The sequence below is a fragment of the Frankia sp. BMG5.60 genome, from assembly GCF_059428125.1.
In genome coordinates, this window is sequence record NZ_CM182091.1 from 2,516,190 (window position 1) to 2,530,189 (window position 14,000).

The 14,000-nt window shown below is 74.8% G+C and carries 9 protein-coding genes; 2 read left to right on the top strand and 7 right to left on the bottom strand.

What is annotated here, in order from left to right; translation table 11 throughout:
* Positions 1-3: 3 nt before the first annotated feature.
* Positions 4-2,538 (top strand): hypothetical protein, encoded by a 2,535-nt coding sequence (locus AC5R91_RS10115; protein ID WP_495396886.1) that lies wholly within the window; start codon positions 4-6, stop codon positions 2,536-2,538.
* Between the two features lie 38 nt (positions 2,539-2,576).
* On the opposite strand, the gene AC5R91_RS10120 is transcribed toward AC5R91_RS10115, so the two are convergent.
* From AC5R91_RS10120 to AC5R91_RS10135, 4 genes are all read right to left on the bottom strand, one after another.
* Positions 2,577-3,734 carry an ATP-dependent DNA ligase gene (locus AC5R91_RS10120; protein WP_495396887.1) on the bottom strand — a complete coding sequence of 386 codons (1,158 nt, stop codon included), beginning with the start codon at positions 3,732-3,734 and terminating at the stop codon, positions 2,577-2,579.
* A 36-nt stretch (positions 3,735-3,770) separates the two neighbouring features.
* Positions 3,771-5,015: a sulfate adenylyltransferase subunit 1 gene (locus tag AC5R91_RS10125; protein ID WP_495396888.1), complete on the bottom strand. Its 1,245-nt coding sequence runs from the start codon at positions 5,013-5,015 to the stop codon at positions 3,771-3,773.
* Positions 5,015-5,929 (bottom strand): sulfate adenylyltransferase subunit CysD, encoded by a 915-nt coding sequence (cysD, locus tag AC5R91_RS10130; RefSeq protein WP_495396889.1) that lies wholly within the window; start codon positions 5,927-5,929, stop codon positions 5,015-5,017. Before cysD ends, AC5R91_RS10125 begins: the two co-directional genes overlap by 1 nt.
* A gap of 201 nt (positions 5,930-6,130) precedes the next feature.
* Positions 6,131-6,946, bottom strand: a complete 816-nt coding sequence (locus tag AC5R91_RS10135) for a 3'(2'),5'-bisphosphate nucleotidase CysQ (protein WP_495396890.1) — start codon at positions 6,944-6,946, stop codon at positions 6,131-6,133.
* Between the two features lie 35 nt (positions 6,947-6,981).
* Between AC5R91_RS10135 and cysC the strand changes: the two genes are divergently transcribed.
* Complete coding sequence (gene cysC, locus AC5R91_RS10140) at positions 6,982-8,835, top strand: adenylyl-sulfate kinase (protein ID WP_495396891.1); 1,854 nt, start codon at positions 6,982-6,984, stop codon at positions 8,833-8,835.
* A 67-nt stretch (positions 8,836-8,902) separates the two neighbouring features.
* On the opposite strand, the gene AC5R91_RS10145 is transcribed toward cysC, so the two are convergent.
* The 3 genes from AC5R91_RS10145 to hemG form a co-directional block, all read right to left on the bottom strand.
* Positions 8,903-10,576 carry a sugar transferase gene (locus tag AC5R91_RS10145; protein WP_495396892.1) on the bottom strand — a complete coding sequence of 558 codons (1,674 nt, stop codon included), beginning with the start codon at positions 10,574-10,576 and terminating at the stop codon, positions 8,903-8,905.
* 1,170 nt (positions 10,577-11,746) lie between these two features.
* The gene (gene hemQ / locus AC5R91_RS10150) at positions 11,747-12,442 is read right to left on the bottom strand and encodes a hydrogen peroxide-dependent heme synthase (protein ID WP_044883666.1); all 696 of its coding nucleotides are present in this window, start codon (positions 12,440-12,442) and stop codon (positions 11,747-11,749) included.
* Positions 12,443-12,494: 52 nt separating this feature from the next.
* Positions 12,495-13,946 carry a protoporphyrinogen oxidase gene (gene hemG / locus AC5R91_RS10155; protein WP_495397933.1) on the bottom strand — a complete coding sequence of 484 codons (1,452 nt, stop codon included), beginning with the start codon at positions 13,944-13,946 and terminating at the stop codon, positions 12,495-12,497.
* Positions 13,947-14,000: the final 54 nt, after the last annotated feature.

The following is a 14,000-nucleotide window of genomic DNA, read 5'->3' on the forward strand; positions in this document are numbered from 1 at the left end:
GCCGTGCCGAGCTTCGGAGATTCCGTCCACCTCGCCGCGGGCCATCCCGCCGGGCACGGTACGGGCGGCAACCGGGTTGCCTTCGATCCCGCCCGGTTGCGCACGCTCGCGGCCGCGGTACGGTCCGCCGGGGAGGCCCTGCACACCGGCGCGCGGATCGTCGCCCACGCCCTGGCGCAGGTCGGCGTCCCGGGTGGCTGGGCGGCGCGGCTGGCCCGGCTCGGCGACGAGCTCGACGCCGACGCCGCGATGCTGCGCCGCCGGCTCGCGCTCGCCGAGGGCGCCGACGACGCGGGGCGGTCGTTCCTGCCGGCGGCGGCCGTCATCGCGCCGGCCGTGCAGCACTCCCGGTCGCTCCTGGACAACCAACCCGGTCCTGCCACCCAAACCGTCATAGCCACGGGAGCCATCCGCGGGGCCGTCATCCGTCCCGATTCCGACGCCGCCGACGCGGCCCGTCCCGGCAGTGGGGCTGGTCCCGGGGCGGACACCCCTGCCGGTTCCGGAGCCGATCCCGTCGCGGGCGGAGGACCGGCGGCCCGCGCCGCTGGTCGGGCCGCGGCCTGCTCGCTGCTGTCCGGCGGCGGCCCGGCGGGAGCGGACGGCGCGGCCGGCCGTCCCACCGGGCCGGCAGGGCATCCGGCCCGCGCCACCGGTGCCAGCGCCGGGCGGCGGCTGGGAGCACCGGGCGGCCACGCGCCGGGAGGCGGCGACACACCGGGAGGCGAGGACGCACCCGCGGTCAGCCTGCGGGAGGCGTTGAGCGCGCTGCGCACGCGAGGCGGCGACCCCGCCTTCATCGCCGGCTTCTACGACGCGCTCGGGCCGGCCGGGCTCGCGCACCTGCTCGCCGGGGTGGCGGGACGCTCCCGTGGGCCGATGGTCAACCGGCCGGCACCACCGTCCGGGGTGAACCGGCGCGACGCCGAGGCGATCCTCGGCCGGACCTTCGCCGCCTACAGCCGGGGCCGGACGCTCGACGACTCCTGGCTGGGCCGGTTCAACACCCGGGGACGCCACGACCGCGCCGAGACCGTGCTGCTGACACCGCTGCTGGCGGCCGGCCGCATCGACGGCGCGCTGCTCGACCGGCTGGGCCGGCTGGCCTTCGGCCCGGGATCCGGGCCGGCCGTACCGGAGCCTGTCGCACCAGAGCCTGTGGTACCAGGGCCTGTGGTACCAGAGCCGGTCGCCCCCGGGTCACCGCCGACCGGTGCCGCGTCCACTCGCGGGCCGGCGGTTCGGCGGGCGCCGGCGGACGGCCAGGTGGTAGGTGTGCTGGGCAGCGCGGCGGCGGACCGAGGCTACCGGGTCGCGTTGCTGGCGGCGATCGCCGGCGAACCGGGGCTTGCGGCCCGGTTCGCCACCCGGTACGTCCAGGCGGTCCTGGCTGGCGCCGCGGTCGCGGACCTGGATCTGCCGGTGGCGGTCGGCCTCGACGACGCGACCGCGCGAGCGTGGTCCGGGCTGGTCGCCACGGCCGGCGGCCCGGCGGCGCGGCGGGCGGATCCGCGCGGCTCGGCGGCCTTCGTCGCCCGCCTCGCCGGGGCCGTGCATGCCGCCGACGGCCCGGCCCTGCCGCCGCACCTGCGCGCCGCCTTCGTCCCCGCGCTGCACACCTACCTGGAGGAGATGTACGACGCGGTGACGACGGTCGTCCCCGGGCAGGTCTCCCCGCCGCCGGCGGCGGCCAGCCGCGAGATCCCGGTCGCGGCGTGGCGGGCGCTGCTGCGGGAAAGCCTGCGCGGCGGTGCGCTCGCCGGGCTGCTCGGGCGGGACGCCGCGGCCTACGCGATCGGGATCGACGAGCGGGTGGCGGGACGCACCCGGGGCTGGAACGCCGGGGCCGGCGGCTACCCGTCGAGCCCGCGGGCACTGGGCTACCTTCGGGGTGCCCGGGCGCAGGCGTTCTTCACCGGCGCCCTCGGCGACGCCGCCGACGCGGTGCTGCGCGAACACGCCGCCGCCGGGTCCGCCCACCGCCGACGGCAGGCGGTGATCCTCGACCTGCTCGGCACGGTGGCCACGTCCATCGACCCGACGGATCCGGTCGCCACGTTCACCCATCTCGGCGTCGGGATCACGGTGGACCTGGTCGAGGCCTTCGTCCGGCAGCGCTACCGCGACGTGCCCGTCACCCGGCCGGCGTGGATCCTCGCCCGACTGCGGGAGGCATCGCGGGTCGGTCCGGGGTGGGCCGCGGCCTACGAGGCGAGCGCCCGCCAGCTCTGGGCGCGCCGTGGCGGGGACCCGCTGCGGCCGATCACGGTGACCGGCAGCGACGGGCGGCGGCGGGTCTACACCGGAGATCCGCGCGCCGACGGATACATCACCGGTCCGACGACCGATTTCCTCGACGCCGCCGGCGATCCCCGACCGAACGCGGCGATGACGCCGGCGCAACGGGGCGCCTACGTCGCCTGGCTGGAGAGTCCGGCGCTGGTCGCCAACAACGACCGGCTACCCGTCCTGGCCGGGGCGGCCGCGCTCGGCGAGACGCGGGTCCCACCGGACGAGGCGCTGCGGCCGAGCGGATGACGATCAAGTGGAAGACGCTCCCGTGGGCGCTGCACGCCTCAGCCCAGCACGTCGGCCAGGTCGACGCGTACCGGCCGCTCGAGCTGGGCGAAGGTGCAGCTATGCGGGTCGCGGTCCGGCCGGAACCGCACGAACTGGGTGGTGTGGCGGAACCGCGGGCCCTCCATGTGGTCGTAGCGCACCTCGGCGACGAGCACCGGGCGCAGCGGCACAAACGACAGGTCCCGGCCCGCCGCCCATCTGCTCTCCCCCGCGTCCCAGGGCGTGCGCGTGCCGCCCGCCCCGGCGGGAGCCCAGGGATGCTCCTCGAGCGGGATGACGAGCACGGCGAGCTCGCTCACCAGCTCACGCCGCCGGGCCATCGGAAACGCCGACGTCACCCCGACCGCGGCGAGGCCCGCCCCGCCGACCGCCGCGCCCCCGGCCGGATCCCCGGCGGCGCGCCCGGCCCCGGCGTCGGGGCCGTCCAGGTCCGGGTCCGGGTCCGGGTACAGGCCGAGCAGCAGGGAGCCGACCGCGTCGGCGCCGGTCTTGTGCGGGCGGTAGCCGGCGACGACGCAGTCCGCCGTCCGCTCATGCTTGATCTTGAACATCGCGCGCCGGTCGGGTTCGTAGCCACCGGTCGGCGGCTTGGCGATGATGCCGTCGAGGCCGGCACCCTCGAACTGGTCGAACCAGCGCCGGGCACGTTCGAGATCGTCGGTGGCCGGGGTGAGGTGCACGCGGGCGCCGGCGGCGTCCCCCGGGCGCAGCAGCCCGGCGAGCTCCGCGCGGCGCCGGGCGAACGGCTCGTCGAGCAGCGCCCGGTCCCCGACGGCGAGCAGGTCGAAGGCGACGAAGGACACCGGGGTCTGCGCCGCCAGGCGGGCGACCCGGCTCGCGGCGGGATGCACCCGCTGCTGCAACGCCTCGAAGTCGAGCCCGTGCTCCCCGGCGACGACGATCTCGCCGTCGAGGACGCAGCGCGCCGGCAGCGCGGCACGCAGGACGGCGACGAGCTCCGGGAAGTAGCGCGTCATCGACTTCGTCGTCCGCGAGGTGATCTCCACGTCGTCGCCGTCGCGGAACACCAGGGCCCGGAAGCCGTCCCACTTCGGCTCGTAGACCAGGCCCGGCGGGATCTCGGCGACGGCACGCGCCAGCATCGGCTTCACCGGCGGGAGAACGGGCAGGTCCACCGCTCGATACTGCCCCATGTGGTCCGCCGGGTCGCCGCGGCGGGCCGGGTACCGCTAGAGGATCATTCCGGCGCCGAGGGTGGTTCCGGTCGCCTCGTCGATGAGCAGCACGCTGCCCGTGTTGCGGTTGCGGCGGTACGGGTCGTAGCACAGCGGCGTGGTTGTCCGCAGCGCGATCCGGCCGATGTCGTTGAGGGCCAGCGTCTCGACGCTCTCGTCACGGTGCAGCGTGTCGATGTCGACCCGGTAGCAGACGTCGGTGACCATCGCCCGCACCGATCGGGTGGTGTGCTTGATCCCGACCCGGGCCCGGCGGCGCAGCGGCGCGTCGACCATCCAGGACACCATCAGGTTGAGGTCCTGCCCGACCGTCGGCTGGTTGTTGGGCCGCGCGATCAGGTCCCCGCGGGAGACGTCAAGGTCGTCCTCCAACCGGACGATGACCGACATCGGGGGAAACGCCTCCTCGACCGGCCCGTCGTAGGTGTCGATCCCGGCGACCCGCGAGGTCAGCCCGGACGGCAGCACGATGACGTCGTCGCCGGGCTTGAGCACGCCGCCGGCGACCTGCCCGGCGTAGCCACGGTAGTCGTGCAGCTCCTCGCTGCGCGGCCGGACCACCCACTGCACCGGGAACCGCACGTCGATCAGGTTGCGGTCGGAGGCGATGTGCAACTCCTCCAGGTGGTGCAGCAGCGAGCTGCCGTCGTACCAGGGCGTGCTCGGCGAGCGGGACACCACGTTGTCCCCGGTCAGCGCGGACACCGGGATCGCCGTGACGTCGACGATCTCCAGCTTCGCGGCGAAGTGCCGGAACTCCTCCTTGATTTTCTCGAAGACCTCCCGGTCGAAGTCGACGAGGTCCATCTTGTTCACGCAGAGCACGAGATGGGGCACGCGCAGCAGGGAGGCCAGGAACGCGTGCCGGCGGGTCTGCTCGACGACGCCCTTGCGCGCGTCCACGAGCAGCAACGCGAGGTCGGCGGTCGAGGCACCGGTGACCATGTTGCGGGTGTACTGCACGTGCCCCGGGGTGTCCGCGAGGATGAACGATCGCCGCGGGGTGGCGAAGTACCGGTAGGCGACGTCGATGGTGATGCCCTGCTCCCGCTCGGCCCGCAGGCCGTCGGTGAGCAGCGCGAGGTCGACGTAGCCGTCGCCGCGTTCCCGGCTGGTCCGCTCGACGGCGGCGAGCTGGTCGGTGAACAGCGACTTCGTGTCGTAGAGGAGCCGGCCGATCAACGTCGACTTCCCGTCGTCGACCGACCCGGCGGTCGCGACGCGCAGCAGCTCGGCCATCAGAAGTACCCCTCCCGCTTCCGGTCCTCCATCGCCGCCTCGCTGACCCGGTCGTCGGCTCGGGTCGCGCCCCGCTCGGTGATCCGCGTCGCCGCGACCTCGGCGATGACCTCGTCGACGGTCGCGGCGGTCGACTCGACCGCGCCGGTGCAGGTGATGTCACCGACCGTGCGGTACCGGACCTGGCGGGGAACCACGGCCTCACCGGCGCGCGGCTGGGTCAGTGGGGTGACCGCGAGCAGCATGCCGTCACGCTCAAAGGTCTCGCGGCTGTGCGCATAGTAGATCGAGGGGATGTCCAGGCGCTCCTGGGCGATGTAGCGCCAGATGTCCAGCTCGGTCCAGTTCGACAGCGGGAAGACCCGGATGTGCTCGCCGGGGCGGTGCCGGCCGTTGTACAGCGACCACAGCTCGGGGCGCTGGTTCTTGGGATCCCACTGGCCGAACTCGTCCCGGAAGGAGTACACCCGCTCCTTGGCGCGGGCCTTCTCCTCGTCGCGGCGGGCGCCGCCGAACACCGCGTCGAACCGGTTGTCGGTGATCGAGTCGAGCAGCACCGGCGTCTGGAGCTGGTTGCGGGAGGCCCCGGGCCGGGTGTCCTCGGTGAGCTCACCGGCGTCGATCGCCGTCTGCACGGAGCCGACCACGAGGCGGGCGCCGAGCTCGGCCGCGCGGCGGTCCCGGAACTCCAGGACCTCGTCGAAGTTGTGGCCGGTGTCGATGTGCAGCAGCGGGAAGGGCACCTTCGCGGGCCAGAACGCCTTCTCGGCCACCCGCAGCATGACGATCGAGTCCTTCCCGCCGCTGAACAGCAGCGCGGGACGTTCGAACTCGGCCACCACCTCACGGAAGATGTGGATGGCCTCGGCCTCGAGCATCTGCAGGTGGGTGAGCTCGTAACCCGTGACAGGCACGCGAAAACCCCTCGTCTCGCCGATGTATCAGTCCAAAGTAGCCGACCCGCCCCTCCCACCGGCGGTTTCGTCGACGTTAACCGGCTCACCCGTAGCCCAATTCCCCCATCGCGGCACACGTGTCACACGACGGGCACCCGACGGCCGCGGTCGGCGTCCGGCCGCGCCGCCTGCGACGTCGGGCGATCACCGGCTGTGGTCCTACCGCTGCGGATCAGCCGCCTGAATCGCCGCGAGCACCGCCGGGGCCAGGGCCGCCTCGCAGATGACCAGGTCGGGCAGCAACAGGTCGGGCTGGTTGTACCGCAGCGGGCTGCCGTCGAGGCGGCTGGTGTGCAGGCCCGCCGCCCGCGCGACCGCCACCGGGGCCGCGGAATCCCACTCGTACTGCCCGCCGGCATGGAGGTAGATCTCCGCCTGGCCGCGGATGACCGCGGCGGCCTTCGCACCGGCCGACCCCATCGGGACGATGCTGGCACCCAGGGCCTCGGCGACCTCCCCGACGATGCGGGGCGCCCGGGTGCGGCTGGCGACGATCCGCGGCGGGCGCGCCGCCGCGGGCCGGGCCGCGGCCGGGGGATCGCCGCCGGCCGACAGCGTCACGTTCAGCGCAGGCAGGGCGACCGCCCCGGCGATGAGCTCGCCGGCGCGCCACAACGCGACGTGCACCGCCCAGTCCGACCGACCGGGCTCGGCGAACTCGCGGGTGCCGTCGAGCGGGTCGACGATCCAGACCCGCTCGGCGGACAGCCGGGCCGGGTCGTCGGCACCCTCCTCGGACAGCACGGCGTCCTGCGGACGGTGGCGGGTCAGCGCCCGGGTCAGGAGCTGATGGGAACGCGCGTCGCCGGCGTCGCGCAGGGTGGCGGGCTCCGCGAACCCGACCTCCTCCCGGATTCTGAGCAGCAGTTTGCCGGCATCCGTGGCCAGTCGCCGGGCCAGGACGTCGTCGTCGAGTTCGTCGGTCGCGATGTCGACGGGGACGGTGGCCGGCCGGCGGGTGTCGTCGGTGTTCATCGGGACGGAGTCTGTCACCCGTTACGGTCGCGGGTGTGAGTGCCACCTCTCATCCGGATCCCGATCCCGACCACCTCCCGAAGCCGGGCGCCGTGGGCGCCGCCGGCCCGGCGCACGGGCCCGCCGCCGACGATCCCCTGCTCTGCCTGGTGACCTCGGACCGCGCCGCGGAGCTGACGACGGCCTCGCTCGGCTGGCCGTCGCTTACCCTGACGCCGCTGCAGCTCGCCGAACTCGAGCTGCTGCTCGTCGGCGCCTTCGGCCCGAACCCCGGCTACCCGGCGGAGGAGGAGCTGGCCGGCGTGCCGGTGCCGATCCTCGCCGTCCCGGCCGCCGACGCCGAGCCGCTGGCGGCGGGGGCCACCGTCGCCCTGCGCGACCCGGAGGGGGTGATGATCGCCGCCCTGCACCTGCGCACGCTGCTCCCGGCCCCGGCCGGGTCCGCCGTGCGCCTGGTCGGCACGCTGGACGGGGTGCGCCTGCCGCACCACCCGGACCACCCCGCGCTGCGGCTGACCCCGGACCAGCTCCACGCCGAGCTGCGCGCCCGAGGCTGGACCGGTCCGCAGGTGGGAGCCGGGGCGGCGTGGGCGGTCTGGGCCGACGGCCTGCTGCACACCGCGGACGTGGGGCGCATCCGGGCCCTGACCCGGCAGGGGAAGCGGTGCGTGGTGCTCGCCCCGGTGGGCGGCGCCGACCCGGCGGACGCCGGGCATCACCTGCGGGTCCGCTGCCTGCAGGCCGCGCTGGACGCCGTGGACGCGCCACTGCGCCCGAGCGAGGCGACCCTGGCCTCCGAGGCGGTGGCCTCCGACGCCATCGCGGCGGGCGCCGCCGGCCGCCGGCACGAGCCGGCGCCCGACCCCTACCTCCGCCCGGGCGCCGACGACCACCGGCCGCGCCACCGCAGCCTGCTGGTCCTCGTCCCGGTCGTCCCCTCGCCGCTGCTGGCCACCCCCCGGGAGCCCGGGATGAGCGCGACGGTCCTGCCACCCGCCGGCGGCACGCGCCATCCGCTGGCCCCCGGCCCGGCCGGCTTCGAACCGGCCGGCTTCGAACCGGCGAGCCTGTCACCGGCGGGCATTCCCACCGAGCCGGACGGCGGCGCCGCGGGCGGGGCGCCGCCGGCGAACGGGGACGCCGAGGGGCTGGCCCGGCTCACCGCCCAGCGCGCGCACCTCGCCAGCAGTTACGGCCTGTCCGGCAGCCTGATCGGCCCGGCCATCGGCGCGCCCGGCCGCCAGGAGCTGGCCTCACTGCTCGACGCCGGGGGGCCGATCCCCGCCGAACTAACCCCGCCCGCGGTGGCCGCGGAGCTCGCCCGGGCGATCCCCCCACGGTCCCAGCGCGGGCTGACCATCTTCTTCACGGGGCTGTCCGGTTCCGGCAAGTCGACCCTGGCCGGGCTGCTGGTCTGCCGGCTGCTCGAGCAGGGCGGGCGGCGCATCACCCTGCTCGACGGGGACGTCGTGCGCACCCACCTGTCCCAGGGCCTGGGCTTCTCCCGCGCCGACCGGGACATCAACGTGCGCCGCATCGGGTTCGTCGCCGCGCAGGTGGCCGGGGCGGGCGGCACCGCGGTCTGTGCGCCGATCGCCCCCTACGCGGAGGTTCGCACGCAGGTCCGCGAGATGGTCCACGCGGCCGCCGGCGGCTTCGTCCTGGTCCACGTCTCGACGCCGCTCGAGGTCTGCGAGGCGCGCGACCGCAAGGGCCTGTACGCCAAGGCCCGGGCCGGCGTCATCCCCGCGTTCACCGGGGTGTCGGACCCGTACGAGGAACCGACCGACGCCGACGTCACGGTGAACACCGCGCAGTTGTCCGGGGACGAGGCCGTCGACCGCATCCTCGATCACCTGCGTGTCGCCGGCTGGCTCGCCACCGCGTAGTCCATCTAGCCGCGTAGCCGGTCAGGCCGGGGTAGCCGGTCAGGCCGGGTAGCGGGTCACACCAGGGTCAGTAGGCGCCTTCGCGGCGCAGGACGGCGAAGACGGTCCGCCAGAGGATGACGAAGTCCATCGCCAGCGACCAGTTCTCCACGTAGCGCAGGTCGAGGCGGACCGACTCGTCCCACTCCAGGTCCGAGCGGCCGCTGATCTGCCACAGGCCGGTCAGGCCGGGCTTCACCATCAGCCGGCGGTGCACGTCGTCCTCGTAGCGGGCGACCTCCGAGGGCAGCGGCGGGCGCGGTCCGACCAGCGACATGCTGCCGTTGAGCACGTTGATCAACTGCGGCAGCTCGTCGAGCGACCACTTGCGCAGGAACTTCCCGACGCGGGTGACCCGGGGGTCGTCGCGCATCTTGAACAGCAGGCCCTCGGCCCGCTCGTTGCGCGACTCCAGTTCGGCCTTGCGCGCCTCCGCGTCCACGTACATGGACCGGAACTTGAACATCGTGAAGTGCTCGCCGCCCCGGCCGACCCGGGTCTGCTTGAACAGCGCCGGGCCGCGGCTGGTCAGCCGGACCGCGATCCCGAGACCGAGCAGGACCGGCAGGAACAGCAGGATCACCGTGCCGGCGACGCAGCGGTCGAACACGCCCTTCATGACCCGGCGGGTCCCGGTGAGCTCCGGCTCCTCGATGTGCAGCAGGGGCAGTCCGGCCACCGGGCGGATCGAGATCCGCGGGCCGGTCACGTCGGTCAGCGCCGAGGAGACCAGCACGTCGACGTCGCTGCCCTCGAGCGTCCACAGCACCCGGCGCAGGGTCTCGCCGTCCATCTGTGGGCAGATCGCGACGGTGGTGGCGTGGGTGGCGGTGATGGCGGTGTGCAGGGTCTCCGAAGTGCCCACGATCGGCACCCCCAGCAGGTCGAACCCGCTGCGCTCCGGCCGATCGTGGCTGTGTCGGCCCGGCGAGCGGTCGAGCACGACGCCGACCACGGACCAGCCGGAGGTCGGGTCGCGCTGGGCGAGGCGGACCAGGGTGGCGGCGGACTCGCCGGCACCGACCACGAGGACCCGGTGCAGGCAGCGCCCCGCACGGCGCATCCGATGCAGGATGCCGCGCCCGATGACCCGGCCGGCCACCGACAGCAGGGTCGCCGCGGGGAACGCGATGAGGACGTAGCTGCGGGCGATCTCGGCCTTGGTCGCATACGAGATGATGGCGAGCGCGGCCGTGAACCTGGCCGCGGCGTTGACCACCCGGCGGAACTCCTCCGACCCGCCGCCGAGGAACCGGCTCTCGTAGGCCCGGTTCAGCGACATGGCGAGCACCCACGCCACCGGCAGCAGCACCGTCATCAGGATGTACGGCTTGACCGACACCGGCTTGGTCTCGAAGTCGACGAGGTCGCCGAACCGCACGAAGAACGCCAGCCCGGCGGCGACCACGCAGGCCGCCGCGTCGAACAGGATCAGCAGCCGTACGTAGCGGCGCTCCCAGGTGACCTGCGCCCGATAGGCCACGTTCTCGAGCGCCGCGACCGAGTGCGCGCGAGCGACGCTGTGACGGCCGCCGGTCCCGGTCCAGCCGGGCTGTCCGCCCGAGGCCGGCCCGGCGGGGCCCGCCGGGCCGGCGGCCCCGGGCCTGGTCTGCGGCGGGTAGGGCGCCGGGCCGGGCCGGGGTCGCGAGACGAAGTTCGACCCGGCGGAGGCACGGGCGTCCCCCGACATCGTCTCCGTCACGCGTGGCCCTCCCCAGAAGCGTGACCCGCGGGACGACGCCGCCCGGCCGGTCCGCCGCGGGGACGTGGCCCGAGGGAGCGCCGCGCCGCCGCCTGCACCGCGACAACTGGCCGAAATGTACGGATCATCCGAACTGTACGGATCGTCCGTTCTGGTCTGATTGTGGCGGTCATGACGATGCCCCGCACTGCGCCGATCGTCGACCGTTCCGCGGTCGCCACAGCGCGTCGGATCTCGGGTGTGGCCCGGGTCGACCCCATCCTGCCGCGGTTCGCGGTATGCCTCGCTTGGACGGCCGTGAGCTCAACCATCGGTGATGCATCGACCGGACCTCCAGCGATCTTCCCCCGCCACTGACTGTGGGCCACCGCGGACGGCGGGCCGGCTGTTCGCGCACTGCCCGGCGTTGCGCCGGGGTGCACACCGGCGCGAACCGGACCGCCGCCCACCGACGCGGCCGGCGCTCCTGGTCACGAGCAACGTTACCGGCTCTCCCCAGCCGATCTACCAGGGGCCCGCGGAGCAGGTGCGGGGCAGCGCCATCACCGCCGACTGTTGCGGCGGCGTCATCCGTCCGTTTGTGGCGACTCAAGGTAGCAGAGATGACGTCGATCGCCGGTAACCCGCCGTAGCGAAATTCCCGCGTTCAATGGTGGATACCGATATTCCGGACAGCACACGCCGGCCGCACGCTGCGTATACAGGAGGCGGCTGCGCTGCTACTGTGCGTTATGGCTCTTCGGCTGCGGCCGGGGAGCCGTCGGCTGCCCGGCCCGTACGGGCGCCGTCGGGGTGGGAACTGTGCGATCCGGCTCGCGCCTGCGCGGCGCCGGAGGGCACGGAAACGGGACGGTCGGCGCCTGCCGGACGGGTGGGGGCGCCCAGGCAGGCGCCGGCTGCGGGTGTCGGCCGGCCGGCGCCGCGGGCCGGATAGGCGGCGCCGCGGGCCGGGCAGGCGGCGGGGCGCGCCGCGGGCCGGATGCGCGGCGGGGCCGCGCGACCGGGCCCAGTGACGGGACCATGCGGCGCGACCAGCCGCATGGCCGGGCGGCGGGGCATACCCGGCGGGGCCATGCGGCGCGGCTCGGCGGCGAGCCCACTGTGCCGGGGCCCGTGCGGCGGGGCCGTGCGAGCGGGGCCGTGCGAGCGGCACAGCGCGCCCGCCACCGGTCAGGGCAGGGCGGCGACGATGTCGGCGAGTGACTTGCGGGCGCCGCTGTAGAACGGGGTCTCCAGCCGGGTGTGCCGACGGGTGGCGCTCCCCCGCAGATGGCGGATGCAGTCGACGATGCGGTGCAGCTCGTCGGCCTCGAACGCGAGCAGCCACTCGTAGTCGCCCAGGCCGAACGCGGCGACCGTGTTGGCCCGGACGTCCTCGAACTCGCGGCCCATGATCCCGTGCTCGGCGAGCAGTCCGCGCCGCTCGTAGTCCGGCAGCAGGTACCACTCCAGGGACCGGTTGAACGGATAGACGCAGATGTACCCGCGTGGGTCCTCCCGGCGGACGAACGCCGGGATGTGGTTGCGGTTGAACTCCGCGGGGCGGTGCAGCCCGACCGCCGACCACACGGGCCGCAGGTGGCCGCCCAGCGCCGTCTGGCGGAACCGCTGGTAGGTCTCCTGCAACAGGTCGGGATCCGGGCTGGTCCACCAGACCATCAGGTCCGCGTCGGCCCGGTAGCCCGAGATCTCGTACGTTCCGCGGGTGTAGACGTCCTTCGCCAGGGCGCCCTCGAGCAGGGCGTCGGCCTCGTCGATCAGGGGTGTCCGATCGGCGGGCAGCGGGCGGTCGGCGGCGAAGACCGACCACCCGGTGTAGAGAAGCTCGGCGTTGAGCTCCTGAACGGACTTCGTGGACTCCGGCATACCCGTCTCCTCCATCACCCCGGCCGACCGGACCGGCCGGCCGGGTCGTTCCTCAGACTCCCGGACCCAGCGGACCCACCGGCCCTACCGGATCGGCCGGCCCCACCGGATCGGCCGGACTGCCCTGGGCCGTCCGGGCGGCGCGCAGCACCGCGGCGGCGGCGGCCTCCCCGGAGCGGATGCAGGCCGGGATGCCGACGCCGTCGTAGCCGGCGCCGGCGAGCGCGAGGCCCGCGGGCAGCGCCCGGCGAACGCTGGCAATCCGGTTCAGATGGCCCGGGAGGTACTGCGGCAGTCCGCCGCCCCACCGACTCACCCTGGTCGCGATGGGGCGCGCCGTCAGCCCCGTGATCTGGGCGATCTCCGCGGCAGCCACGCCGGCGAGCTCGGTGTCGCCGCGCTGCAGGTCGTGCTCGGCGCCGGCGCGGCCGATGCTGGCCCGGACCACCGTGAACCGGCCGGCGCGGACGTGCGGCCATTTCGTGGTCAGGAAGGTGGCCGCCTTCACCGACGTACCCGCCCGCGCCGGCACCAGGAAGCCACTGCCCGGCGGCGGGGTGACGTCCTGGTAGATCAGTGTGACCAGGCCGACCGAGGCATAGGGGACGCCGGCGAGCGGTGCCGCCGCGTGCGGGGCCAGCGGGCTCAGCAGCGTCCGCGCCGCCCCGGCGGGCACGGCGAGAATCACTGCGTCGGCCGTCAGCGGCTCGGGCGTCTCCCCCCCGCCGACCCGGTCGCAGACGATCCGCCAGCCGCCGGCGGCGCGTTCCACGGCGCGCACCAGCACGCCGGTGCGCACGGTCGCGCCGGACCGCTCGGCCAGCCGCGTCGCGAACGACCCCAGGCCGCCGCGCAGGCTGGCGAACAGCGGCGTCGTCGACGCGGAGGCGGCCGGGGCGGTGCGGGCCCGCACCCGGTGGGCGCCGAGCAGCAGCGACCGGTCCTCGGTCAGGATCGGGACGAGCTGCGGCACGGTGGCCCGCAGGGACAGCGCGTCGGCCCGTCCGGCGTACACCCCGCCGAGCAGCGGGTCGACCAGCAGGTCGACGACCTCGCGCCCGACCCGGGCGCCGACGAAGCCACCCACGGTCGGGTCGTCGGGGAAGCGGGTGCGCGGCAGGGCCAGATCGGCGGCGGCCCGCAGCAGCCCCCAGGGGGACAGCACCCCGGAGCGGACCAGGCCGAACGCGTCGGTCGGCACCCCGAGCATGGTGTTCGGCGGGATCGGCCGAAGCCGACCCCGGATCCACAGCGACGCCGAGGTCGTCGCCGGATGCACGATGTCGTGGCCGAGGCCGATCTGCCTGGCCAGACGCAGACCGTCGGGGACGCGGGCGAGGAACGACTCGGCGCCCTCCTCGACGTCCATCCCCTCGATCGGGGTGGTGCGCAGCTTGCCGCCGACGCGCTCCCCCGCGTCCAGGACGGTCACCTCGGCGTGGCCGGACAGGGCATGGGCCGCGGCGAGCCCCGCGACTCCCCCACCGACGATGACAACCCGCACGTTCCTGCCGCCCTTCACGATGAGTGGTGCCGTCCAACCAGGATTCACCATCGC